This is a genomic window from Arthrobacter rhombi, assembly GCF_900163545.1.
GTDB lineage: Bacteria > Actinomycetota > Actinomycetes > Actinomycetales > Micrococcaceae > Arthrobacter_H > Arthrobacter_H rhombi_A.
In genome coordinates, this window is record NZ_FUHW01000038.1 from 178,301 (window position 1) to 190,594 (window position 12,294).

The 12,294-nt window shown below is 65.5% G+C and carries 8 protein-coding genes; 4 read left to right on the plus strand and 4 right to left on the minus strand.

Annotation, left to right across the window (positions count from 1 at the left end):
- The gene (hemL, locus tag FM101_RS11340) at positions 1 to 1,314 is read left to right on the plus strand and encodes a glutamate-1-semialdehyde 2,1-aminomutase (RefSeq protein WP_086999663.1); all 1,314 of its coding nucleotides are present in this window, start codon (positions 1 to 3) and stop codon (positions 1,312 to 1,314) included.
- Between the two features lie 118 nt (positions 1,315 to 1,432).
- On the opposite strand, the gene FM101_RS11345 is transcribed toward hemL, so the two are convergent.
- The 4 genes from FM101_RS11345 to FM101_RS11360 all read right to left on the minus strand — a co-directional run bounded on the left by FM101_RS11345 (position 1,433) and on the right by FM101_RS11360 (position 5,179).
- On the minus strand, positions 1,433 to 2,092 hold the full coding sequence (locus FM101_RS11345) for a methionine ABC transporter permease (protein WP_086999665.1): 660 nt from the start codon (positions 2,090 to 2,092) through the stop codon (positions 1,433 to 1,435).
- Positions 2,089 to 3,183 (minus strand): methionine ABC transporter ATP-binding protein, encoded by a 1,095-nt coding sequence (locus tag FM101_RS11350; protein ID WP_086999667.1) that lies wholly within the window; start codon positions 3,181 to 3,183, stop codon positions 2,089 to 2,091. The genes FM101_RS11345 and FM101_RS11350 overlap by 4 nt, the downstream gene beginning before the upstream one ends.
- 115 nt (positions 3,184 to 3,298) lie before the next feature.
- Positions 3,299 to 4,207 (minus strand): MetQ/NlpA family ABC transporter substrate-binding protein, encoded by a 909-nt coding sequence (locus FM101_RS11355; RefSeq protein ID WP_086999669.1) that lies wholly within the window; start codon positions 4,205 to 4,207, stop codon positions 3,299 to 3,301.
- Positions 4,208 to 4,498: 291 nt separating this feature from the next.
- Entirely contained in the window at positions 4,499 to 5,179 is a 681-nt protein-coding gene (locus FM101_RS11360; protein WP_086999671.1) for a 3'-5' exonuclease, read from the minus strand.
- A 58-nt stretch (positions 5,180 to 5,237) separates the two neighbouring features.
- On the opposite strand from FM101_RS11360, the gene FM101_RS11365 reads away from it, so the two are divergent.
- The 3 genes from FM101_RS11365 to FM101_RS11375 are packed head-to-tail and all read left to right on the plus strand — an operon-like array spanning position 5,238 to position 12,294.
- Positions 5,238 to 5,624 (plus strand): MGMT family protein, encoded by a 387-nt coding sequence (locus FM101_RS11365; RefSeq protein ID WP_086999673.1) that lies wholly within the window; start codon positions 5,238 to 5,240, stop codon positions 5,622 to 5,624.
- An 8-nt stretch (positions 5,625 to 5,632) separates the two neighbouring features.
- On the plus strand, positions 5,633 to 8,866 hold the full coding sequence (locus FM101_RS11370; RefSeq protein ID WP_245806688.1) for an ATP-dependent helicase: 3,234 nt from the start codon (positions 5,633 to 5,635) through the stop codon (positions 8,864 to 8,866).
- The gene (locus tag FM101_RS11375) at positions 8,863 to 12,294 is read left to right on the plus strand and encodes an ATP-dependent DNA helicase (RefSeq protein WP_086999677.1); all 3,432 of its coding nucleotides are present in this window, start codon (positions 8,863 to 8,865) and stop codon (positions 12,292 to 12,294) included. Before FM101_RS11370 ends, FM101_RS11375 begins: the two co-directional genes overlap by 4 nt.

Sequence of the window (12,294 nt, forward strand, 5' to 3'; positions counted from 1 at the left end):
ATGACCACCTCACAGGAACTTTTCGACACCGCCCGGACCCTGATGCCCGGGGGAGTGAACTCGCCGGTCCGCGCCTTTGGCTCGGTCGGCGGCGTGCCCCCGTTCATGGTGGCCGCCGATGGTGCCCACCTCACCGACGCCGACGGGAACGACTACGTCGACCTGGTCTGCTCCTGGGGTCCGGCGCTGCTGGGCCATCGGCACCCGGCAGTCCAGGAAGCCGTTCACGCCGCGGTGGACCGTGGGTTGTCCTTCGGAGCCTCGACCCCCGATGAGGCCGGGCTGGCCCGACTCGTGAGCGACCGGGTTCCGGCCGTTGAACGCCTGCGCATGGTTTCCACCGGCACCGAGGCCACGATGACCGCCGTGAGGCTGGCCCGTGGATATACCGGACGCGACCTGATCGTGAAGTTCGCTGGTTGCTACCACGGACACCTGGACGGACTGTTGGCAGCAGCCGGTTCCGGTCTGGCCACGTTGGCCCTGCCCGGATCCGCAGGGGTCACCGCGGCCACCGCCGCCGAAACACTGGTGCTGCCGTATAACGACGTCGCAGCCGTCGAGGCTGCCTTCGCCGAACACGGCGAGCGGATCGCCGCCGTGATCACCGAGGCCGCCCCGGCCAATATGGGGGTCGTGACCCCGGCCGAGGGATTCAATGCAGCCCTCTCGCGGATCACCACAGCCCACGGTTCGTTGCTGATCCTGGACGAGGTCCTCACCGGGTTCCGCACCGGGCCCGGCGGCTACTGGGGCCTCACCGGGGCCTCCGACGGTTGGACGCCCGACCTGTTCACCTTCGGCAAGGTCATTGGCGGCGGCTTGCCGACCGCAGCCTTGGGTGGCCGCGCCGAGGTCATGGACTACCTGTCCCCACTGGGACCCGTCTACCAGGCAGGAACCCTCTCGGGGAACCCGGTGGCCATGGCCGCCGGCATCGCAACGTTGACCCACGCGACCGAGGAGGTCTACGCCCACGTGGATGCCCGCAGTAGGGAACTGCAGGCCGCCGTGCGGCAGGCCTTCGATGGCGCCGGGCTGGACTACTCCATCCAAACCGCCGGGAACCTCTTTTCCGTGGCCTTCGGAACCTCCGAGCACGGGGTGCACGATTACGAGCAGGCGCAGGGCCAGCAGGTCTACCGCTATGCCCCGTTCTTCCACTCCATGCTGGACTCCGGGGTCTACTTGCCCCCGAGCGTCTTCGAGGCGTGGTTCCTCTCGGCGGCGCACGACGATTCTGCCATGGAACGCATCATCGGAGCCTTGCCGGCTGCCGCCCGTGCAGCAGCCGCAGCGGTGCCGCAGGCCTAGCGGCGCAGCAGCTACTGGCTGCGCTGGCGCTGTGGGCTGCGCTGCCGGAAACAGGAACAGGCGGCGTTCGATTCCCCCAGCGGGGGAAAGATCGCCGCCTGTTCTGCGCCGGTAGTGATCAGCGGTGCATCATGCGCTTGGCCAGATGGTTGCCCAGCAGTTGGGCGAGCTGAACGATCACGACGATCACTCCCACGGCCAGCAGGGTGACCGCGTAGTTGAACTGTTGGTAGCCGTAGGTGATGGCCAAATCGCCCAAGCCGCCGCCACCGATGTACCCGGCCACGGCAGACATGTCCACGACACCGATGAAGATGAACGTATAGCCCAGCACCAGTGGCGCGATCGACTCGCGGAGGACGACGTCGAAAAGCACCCGGCTGCGGCTGGAACCCATGGCGCGGGCTGCTTCAACGACCCCGGGATCGACGCCGACGAGGTTCTGTTCCACGATCCGCCCCAAAACGACCGCTGTCATCAGCGTCATCGGGAAGATGGCGGCATTGGTGCCGATGGAGGTGCCGATGACCTGCAAGGTCCACGGGCCGACGAGCGAGATGAAGATGATGAACGGGATCGGCCGGACGAGGTTGATCACGAAGTTCAGCACATTGAACACCACGGTATTAGCCAAGATGTTGCCGGGCCGGGTGGCATAGAGCAGCATGCCGATCAGCAGCCCGAGGATCCCCCCGAGGATCATCGTGATGATGACCATGTAGAGGGTCTGTTCGATGGATGAGAACAGCAACGGGCCCATCGTGGTCCAGTCGATCATGGCTTCGCTCCTTCGACGTCGGAACCGGCAGCTGCCATCGGGGGCCATTGCTGCACGGTGGTGATCTTCGCCAGCCCCTCGATGACGGCGTCGACGTCGGCTTCGGGGCCTTCGAGGACGTAGGTGAGCGAGCCGAAGGGGCGTTGGGCGATTTCGGTGACGGAACCGTAGACCACCGAATCGTGGACCGCCGGGTAGGACGCCAGCAGCGACGAGATTTCCCGCTGATTGGTTCCGGCCCGGGCCCCGGGCGCTTCGGAGATCGTCATGCTGACCAACCGGCCCGGATGCAGGACCTGCAGGCGGGCCACGGTATCGGCGCTCGGCCGATCGGCGATGGTGCTGCTGATGAATTTCTGGGTCGCAGGGTTCTGCGGGAAGGCGAAGACGTCGTAGACGGGGCCGTGTTCGAGCAAGGCGCCCTGCTCCATCACAGCCACGTGATCGCAGATCGATCGCACGACGTGCATTTCGTGGGTAATCACCACGATCGTGGTCCCAAACGCCTGATTGACCCGCTTCAGCAGTGCCAGCACCTCGGTCGTCGTCTCGGGGTCCAGGGCGCTGGTGGCCTCGTCAGCCAGCAGGATTTCGGGGTTCGTCGCGAGGGCGCGGGCAATACCCACCCGTTGCTTTTGGCCGCCGGAAAGTTGGCTGGGGAACTGCTTGGCCTTTTCGGAGATCCCCACGAAATCCAACAACTCGGCGACACGGGCAGCCCGCTGATCTTTCGTCCAGCCGGCGACGATGAGCGGGTACTCGACATTTTTGGCCACCGAGCGCGAATTGAAGAGGTTGAACTGCTGGAAGATCATGCCGATACCACCACGCAACCCCCGCAGGTCCTTCTCGCCCATTCCGGTGAGCTCGGATCCATTGACGGTCAGGCTGCCTGCCGTGGGTAGTTCGAGAGCGTTGATCAGGCGGACCAGGGTGCTCTTGCCGGCCCCGGAGTAGCCGATGACCCCGGTGATGGAGCCCTTCTGGATGTCGAAGGTGACGTCTCGGAGCGCATGTACGGGGGTGCCCTTGGTGGCTCCGCGGCCCGGATAGGCCTTGGAGATTTTGCGGAAACTGACGATGGATGTCACCGCAGGTCCTTTCTCGCGACGGAAGATGAATGGCCCATGAAAGCCGCTATGGCTCCGGCTCCGGGGTGTCCGGTGCAGGAGCCACAGCAGGTTTCGGTGGCGGGGCCCCGGGGTATTACTTGGAGCCGGCCTTCATGTTCTCTTCAATGGTCGACAGGGCTGACTGGAGGTCCTCGGCACTGTTCTCCTTGAAGACGCCCCCGGTGCCTAGATCCTTCTTGATCGCTTTGACGACCTCGGGGTCGTGGTACAGCTTGGCGATCTTGATCAGGGTGGGATTCGACTTATCGGCATCACGGGCGACGAAGGCGTTGATGTACGGTTTCGTCGAATCCGCCTCGGGATCGTCCTGGGCGATGATGTCGTCGTCGCTCAGGTCCGCAGCCGTGGCGAAGTTGTTGTTCACGATGGCACCGGCGAGTGAATCCAGGTTCTGGGCGGTCATCTTGGCGTCCACGGTCACCACCTTGACCTTCGAAGCGGCGGTGTCCACGTCGGCCGGGGTCGACGTGGAATCGGCGCCGCCATTGATCTCCACCAGTCCTGCCGACTCCAACACGATCAGCGAACGCGCCAAATTCGTCGGGTCATTGGGGATGGCAATCTCTGACCCTTGGGGGATCTCTTCGGCCGAAGAATATTTGGTGGAGTACAGCGGCAACGGGTAGACCGCCGTGCCCGCGATGGGCTGCAGATCCTTGTCGTTCTTCGTGTTGTAGGTGGCCAGGTACTGCAGGTGCTGGAACTCATTGAGATCAAGTTGCTTCTGGTCCAGGGCCGGGTTGGGCTGGTTGTAGTCGGAGAAGTTCTTGAAGGAGACGTCGACGCCCGTCTCCTCCTTCACCACCTTCTTATAGACCTGCCAGTACGACTCGGCGCCGTCGGCAACGCCGATGGTCACCGACGTCATGTCCTCGGGAAGGGCGGAAGATGCTTCGGAGCTCCCGCCGCAGGCGCTGAGACCCAGGGTGGTCACCGCCGCAAGCGCTGCGAACTTGGCAAAGGACAACTGGAGTTTTGACATACTGGGGTTCTTTCCGGCTGGAAGTGAACGGTGCCTCAAAGTGGACACCAATAATCGAATGAATCCATTTGATCAACCACAATGGACTTCACGAAATCGAATTCACGTGCCGAAATGTCGAGTCCGGACGAATAATCTTCGTAACGAAGAAGTTGCCGGCCGCCCGCTGTGCGATGCCGCCCCGGGGCGCCCTAAGAACGCGCCCATTCGGGGGATCATCACTGAGCGCAAGAAGCTACGTGACATGTCTCACGTTTGACGGTTTCGCGGGATACCCAGCCGTCGATTCGATCAGCGGACCGGCCAGGTGCCGTCCACGACCGCCGTCGGATCCTTGCGACGGAAGAACTCCTGCAGGCTTGCCGCCTGCTCGGCAGCCCAACTGATCTGCAAACGGTGGAGTTCGGCAGGATCCACGGCCAGGACCTGTGCGTACTTTGCGACCTGGGCATCGGCCACCCCGACGGTCGCTGCCGCATCCGCGGCAGAAGAGTGGGCATTATTCAGCGGGATGCCATAGTGCTCGCACATTGCCGTCAGCGTGCGCTTGCCCCGACGGTACTTGTCCACGTGCTTATCGATGATGAACGGGTCGATCACCGGGACCGGTTCCAGGGCAGGAACCCCGTGGCGTTCCGACTCCCGGGCCAGGACGGTGAAGTCATATCCGGCGTTGAAAGCCAGGACCGGCATGGTGTGGAACAAATCGCGCAAATGAGCGGAAATCTCGGCGACGGCAGTGGCGGGATCCTGCCCGGAGGCGACCGCCTGCTCGGTGCTGACCCCATGCACGGCGGCGGCTTCCTCGGGGATCGGTACCCCGGGGTTCACGAGCCACTCCCGGTGGTTGATGATTTCCTGCCGGCCATTGACGATCACGACGGAGGCGGTCACGATGCGGGCCTCCTGCGGATCCTTGCCGGTGGTCTCGAGGTCGAATGCTGCGCGGGGGAGCTCATGCCAGTTATCCATGCCCCCACGGTATCGTCAGCTGCCGACGATATGGCGCCGGCCCGCCTAAACTGGAACCATGTCAGCCGATTATGCCCTGGCCGTCCATCGGCTGGCCCGCCACATCCCTGCGGGGTCGGTGCTGACCTACGGGGACATCGCCGAACTTTTGGGCCTCGGTGGCCCCCGTCAGGTCGGTGCCGCGATGGCGCGATCGGACGGCGCGCTGCCCTGGTGGCGTGTGCTGCGCGCCGACGGAACCCTGCCGGCCGATCTGCAGGCCCGGGCCACCCCGCATTGGGTCGAAGAATCGATACCGCTCCGTCACGGCCGCGTCAGGGTCCCGGCGGCCCGCTGGCAGCCCGACGAGGAGGCCTTCGCAATCCTCGACGAGCTCGCCTCGACCCTGGCCTCCCCGGTGGTCGTCGAGGAGACCGCACCAAAACGACGGGGGCGCATGCTCTGATGGAATCCATGGAAACCGTTGAGGACACCGCTGGAAGCTCCGGGGCACGTCTCCGTGAGCTGGGCCCCGGCCACGGCCCGGTGCTCGTCCTGGGAGCACCGGGGACCGGGAAGAGCGCGGCGTTGCTCGACGTCGTCGTGCATCGGCTCGCCGGCGGGCACCGGCCCGAACAATTACTGGTCATCGCCCCGTCCCGGACAGCGGCAGCCGATCTACGTGATCGACTCTCCGCGTCGACCGACACGACTTTTTCGGAACCTGCCGTACGCACCTGGGCGGCTTACGCCTTCGATCTCATCCGCAGGGCCCGGCTGCTCGGTTTCCTGCCCGCCGTCGAGCGCCCGCCCCGGCTGCTTTCCGGCCCCGAACAGGACACCCTGATCGCCCAGCTGCTGGCGGGGCATGCCGACGGCATCACCGCGGGACCAGCCTGGCCGGACTCTTTGGGGGAAGCCATCGGGACCCGCGGATTCCGCAAGGAGATCCGTGAGCTCTTCGACCGGCTGTCCGAGTACGGGGTGGAAGCAGGAGACCTGGAGGAACTGGGGGAGCGTTGCCTGCGGCCCGAATGGACCGCCTCGGCGGCGCTCTACCAGGAATACCGTGACCTGCTCGATCTCGGTTCCAGCGAAGCATTCGACCCCGCTGGGCTGATCACTGCCGCCGCTGATCTACTCGAGGACCATGAGGAGCTCCTCGAGGAAGAATGCCAGCGGCTGTCCTTGGTCATCGTCGACGACCTCCAAGAAGCCAACCCTGCCCAGCACCGATTGCTGCGCCTGCTGGCCTCCGGCCGCGACCTGCTGGCCTTCGCAGCCCCCGATAACGCCGTTTTGGGTTTCCGAGGTGCGCGCCCCGATCTGCTGGGCAGGTTCGAAGAGTATTACGGAACCGACAGGAACCCGGCAACGCTCCTCGAGCTGGAGACCTCGTGGCGGATGAACCCGAGGATTGCCGAAGCCTGGACCCGGGTGGCAGGTCGCATCCCGGTCACCACGGGCCACTCGGGACGCCGACTCGTGGAGCGCCCGCAGGCGCCGACCGGCGACGACGTGGCGGAACCGGTGGAAGTGCATCTGGTCGAATCTCCCATCCATGAGCTTCGGCTGGTGACCCAGCGGCTCTTGGAAGAGCACCTGATGCGCGGAAGAGGCTTCGACTCGATGGCCGTCATCGTTCGCAATGGTGGACTGGTGGCCGAACTATCCCGCCATCTGGCGGGTCAGGGTATTGCCGTGGACGTCCCGCAGGCCGAGGTGCCGCTGCGTGATGAGCCGGCGGTACGCCCGTTGCTGACCCTCATGCGGCTGGCCTTGGATACTCCGGCGGATCCTGCCGGGGGAGCGGGGACCGAGGCGCACGACCAGGAACCGGCGGCGCACCTTCCGGAGGCAGGAGCCGTCGAGGCCCTGCTCTCCTCGCGCTACGGGGCCTCTACGGCCTTGGATATCCGCAGACTCCGGCAGGTCCTGCGCCGCCGCGAACGTGTTGCCGGAGGACGTCGCTCCAGCACCGAACTGCTTCGTGGCATCTTCAACGACTCTGGGTCGTTTGGCGGGCTGGGGCGGGAGGGACGGGGCGCCGAACGTCTCGGACGTATGCTCACCGCGCTATCCACCGAACTTGCCGTGCCGACGGCCAATGCCGAAACCGCTTTGTGGGCACTCTGGTCGGCCTCCGGCATGGAAACCAGCTGGCGTCAGGCAGCCCTGGAGGGTGGCGCCGCGGGGGCACGGGCCGATCATGACCTCGATGCCCTGATGGCCTTGTTCCAAGCGGCGGAACGCTTCGTGGACCAGCTTCCCGGGTCGACAGTCAGCCAGTTCGCCGATCATGTGCTCAGCCAGGAATTGCCGATGGATACGCTCGCCTCCCGCGGAGGCCATGCTGCCTCCGTGGCGGTGACCACTCCTGCCGGTGCTGTCGGCCACGAATGGGATCTGGTGTTGGTACCAGGAATGCAGGAGGGGATCTGGCCTAATACGCGCCTTCGCGGGGAACTGCTGGGCAGCAGCGCACTGGCCGACGTTATCGAACACGGCCCCGTGATCCTGCGCCACCGTGACCCTGCCACCCGGCTGAAGGCCACCCGGGCCGATGAGCTACGCACCTTTGCCAGTGCGATCTCCCGCGCCCGTGAACGCCTCGTGTGCATCGGGGTTGCCTCCGAGGACCAGCAACCGTCCCAGTTCCTGGATGTGGTCCTGCCCTGGACCGACCAGGAGACCCCGCGACCGATCACCGCGGTGCCGCGTGAACGCACGTTGGCTTCCCTGGTGGCCCTGCTGCGTCAGCGCATTGAAGCCGGCAGCACGGAGCCGGAAGGCGGACAGACGGCCGTCGATGCGGCGGCCGTGCTGGCACGTTTGGCAGATCAACCCGAGCACGTGCGGGGAGCTGCCCCGGCCGAATGGTGGGGGCTTTTGCCGGCCAGTACCGACGGGCCGGTGAACCCCGAAGGGGAGCCGGTTCGGGTTTCACCCTCGCGGGTCCAAGCCGCCCTGGAATCGCCTCTTGACTGGTTCGTCCAGGCGGCGGGTGGGGAGCCCGCGACGGATCTGGCCCGCAGTCTGGGGACCCTGGTGCATGCCATCGCCGAGGACCTGCCGGCAGCCACCGGGAACGAATATCTGGAGGAACTGGATCGGCGGTGGCCTGACCTTGATCTGCCGTCGAACTGGGAAACCGCCAAGGACCATGAGCGCGCCGAAACGATGCTGCGCAAATTGGCCCAATACGCGATTCTCATGCGTAGCCACGACCGCACACTTCTGGCCAGGGAACAAGCCTTTGACGTCGAAATAACCGATGCAGACATCACGGTCAGACTGCGCGGGGTCATCGACCGGCTGGAAATCGACGCGGCGGGCCGTGCGTATGTGATCGACCTTAAGACCGGAAAATCGGCGCCGACGAAGGCCGACGTTGAACGCAACCCCCAGCTGGGCAGCTACCAGGCAGCCGTGCTGGCGGGGGGACTGGGAGCAGATCTGCCGCAGCAGCCCGGAGGCGCAGCGCTCGTCCAATTGGGTACCACGACGAAGAGCCCCGGAGAGCAGGCCCAGGAACCCGTCGGCGACGAGGACTGGGCCACACCGCTGGTGCTGACCGCTGCCCGATTGATGGCCGGCAACGAATTCCACACTCGGCATGATCCCTCGAAGGCAGGTCGCAGTGGCAGCGGCTGCCGGTTGCCGTCGGTGTGCCCCTTATGCGCTGAAGGACGGCAGGTGACCGAATGAACCACGAGCACGAACCGGCATATCCGGAGGAGAGCTCCGTTGTGGATCACCGCTACACACCGGAGGAGCTGGCCGATCTGCTGGGCCAGCACCAGCCCACCGCTGAGCAGTCGGCCATCATTTCCTCAGAGCTGGCACCCATGCTCGTCATTGCCGGCGCCGGATCGGGTAAAACGGCCACCATGGCCGACCGGGTGGTCTGGCTCGTAGCCAACGGTCAGGTCAGACCAGATCAGATCCTCGGGGTCACCTTCACCCGCAAGGCTGCCGGTGAGCTGGCGCAACGCATCCGGGCGCAGTTGGTCCGCCTGGCCGAAAGCGGGATCCTTCCCGAGGGCGAAGACGACGCCCTGCTGGAACCTGAGGTCTCGACCTACCATTCCTATGCCAACACGCTGGTGCAAGATCATGGTTTGCGGATTGGCGTCGAATCGGACACCACCTTGCTCGGTAGCGCCCAGGCCTGGCAGCTGTCCTTGAAGGTCGTTCAGGAATACGACGGCGAATACGAGCATCTGCGGGTGGCTAAGTCCACGCTGGTGGACGCCGTCGTGCAGTTCGCCGGCGAATGCGCCGAACACCTCGTGGACCCCCTCGAAGCCCGCGAGCATGTGCTCGCCGAAGTCGAACACTTTTCCGCGCTGCCCTACCGGGTGGGCAAGGAGGCCAAACCCTCGCAACCTGCGCTCAAGCTCGTGGATAAGCTCAGGACCCGGGCGACGGTGGCCGACCTTGCCGTGCGCTACGCCCGGGCGAAGGCCGAACGCAATGTGCTCGATTACGGAGACCTGGTGGCCCTGGCAGCCCGCATCGCCAGAACCGTGCCCACTGCCGGGGAGATCGAACGTGAACGGTTCAAGGTGGTGTTGCTTGACGAATTCCAGGACACCTCCCACGCCCAGATGGTCCTCTTTTCCCAACTATTCGCCGGGGGCCATGCGGTGACGGCGGTCGGGGACCCCAACCAGTCCATCTACGGTTTCCGGGGGGCCTCGGCCGGCCAACTCTTCCGTTTCCCCCAGGAGTTCCCGGCCACCGGCCCCGACGGCGGGCTCACTCCCTCGGCCGTCGCGTTCCTGACCACCGCCTGGCGCAACTCGGTCAATGTTCTCGAAGCCGCCAATGCCGTCTCGGCGCCCCTGAATCGCGAGGACCCGAACCGGGCCTCCCCTTCGATAGCCGTCCCTGCTCTGGTCCACAGTCCCTTCGCAGGAACCGGCAGGGTTGAACTCGCCCGCTTCGCCACCAGCGCCGACGAAGCGGCAGCCCTCGCCAACAGGCTGCTGACCGAACGCGGGGCCTTCACCTCCGCCCAGGGGCGGCATCCGACCATGGCGGTACTCTGCCGAACCCGCGCCGCACTCGCGGGCATCGCCGAGGCCTTGGCCCACCGCAATATCCCCTACGAGATTGTCGGGTTGGGCGGGTTGCTGGCCATGCCAGAGGTCGTCGACCTCGTGTCGACCCTCCGCGTCCTGGTCGACCCGCTGCGCTCCGATGCCCTGTTGCGGTTGCTGGCCGGTGCCCGGTGGAGGCTGGGCCCGGCTGATCTGATGGCCTTCGCTGACTGGTCCCGGTTCCTGGCCCGACGTCGTGAAGCAGCCATCCGCCAGGCCCGTGAGATTGATACCGTCACCGCAGACAGCGCTGCGGTGGACAGCCAGACCGAGGCACGCAGCGAGCTGGCAGAGGAGGCCAGCCTCATCGAAGCACTGGACCGGCTGCCCCCACCCGAGTGGACGTCTTCGGCCGGCAGGACGCTGACCACCACCGCTTTGAATCGCCTGTACGCGCTCCAAGCAGAGATCCGTTATTTGCGCAGCTTCGCCGACGACGACTTGCCGACCCTGCTCCACGAGGTTGAACGCACGTTGTTGCTCGACATCGAAGTCGCCGCGAAACCCGGGGTCGGCATCCACACGGCCCGGCGGCACCTTGACGCTTTTGCCGACGTCGCCGCCGGATACTCCGATACCGACCTCGGTGCCGATCTGGCTGGATTCCTGGTCTGGCTGGATGCCGCGGCGGCCAAGGAAGGCGGGCTGGAGATCGTCCAGCAGGAAGCCAGCAGCGAAGCCGTCCAACTGTTGACCATCCACGCTTCCAAGGGCCTGGAATGGGATGTCGTGGCGATACCGGGGATGAACGAGGGGATCTTCCCCTCGTCGACGGATTCCCGCTGGACCAAGGAAGACGGCTCCCTGCCCTGGCCGCTGCGGGGAGACCGAAACGACCTGCCCCAGTGGGATACCGATCAGCCCAGCCTCTTCGAGGCCGTCGCCGCCGAGGGGACCTTTCGCGATGACGTTCTAGCGCACGGGGAAAACGAGGAACGACGATTGGCCTATGTCGCCCTGACCCGGGCGAAGGATCTGCTGTTGTGCTCGGCCACGGTGTGGACCGGATCGCGGTCCAAACCGACCCAACCCTCGGTGTTCCTGAACGAACTGCTCCCCTTGGCCCAGGGGCCGACCCCGCGAGCTACCAGGATCGACTGGTGCGAGGACGACCAGGCGCCCGAGGCAAACCCCTTCCGGGAGGAACCACTCGAATCCAGCTGGCCCTACGACCCGCTCGAAGGCCCCGAGGTGTTCCGGGCCGGGGAGGCCCAAGCTAAATCACCGGGCCGCCGCGGGCCGCTCGAGGCAGCAGCGGCGCGAGTCCTTGAACAGCTCGAACTCCGGGGCGGGATCGGGCATGACGACGATGCCCCGGTGACCACCGACGTCGGCCAGGCATGGAACCACGAAGCCTCGTTATTGTTGGCAGCACGTCGAGAACGTGAGGCATCGCGGGAGGCCGCGGCGGTCCCCGAACACGTCCGTGCCTCGCTTTTCGTGGATCTGGCCACCGATGCCGGACAGGTCTTGGGCCAATTGCGCCGACCGGTCCCGCGGCGTCCCGGCGTTGCCGCTCGAAAGGGCACCGCTTTCCACGCCTGGGTCGAGGAGCATTACGGCTCCACCGGGATGCTTGATTTGGGGGAGTTCCCGGGGGCAGCCGATGCCTATGTGGAGGACATGTACGGGCTGGAGGACATGAAGGCCGAATTCCTGGCCTCCGAATGGGCTTCCCGACAGCCGGCCTTCGTTGAGGTCCCGTTGGAGACCCGGGTCGGACCGGTGAGCGTCCGCGGGCGGATCGACGCGGTGTTCAAGGACACCAACGCCGACGGGCGAACCGTGTGGACGCTGGTGGATTGGAAGACCGGGCGAGTGCCCACCGGAAGGGATCTGGAGGTCAAGTCCCTCCAGCTGGCGGTCTACCGTTTGGGATGGTCTCGACTGCATGATCTGCCCTTGGAAGATGTCGAGGCGGCGTTCTACTATGTCGGCCAGGGACGGACGATCCGGCCCGCAAGGTTGGCCGATGCCGACGAGCTCGAAGAACTGATCACGACCTCCATGGCCGGACCAGGCTCGAACTGA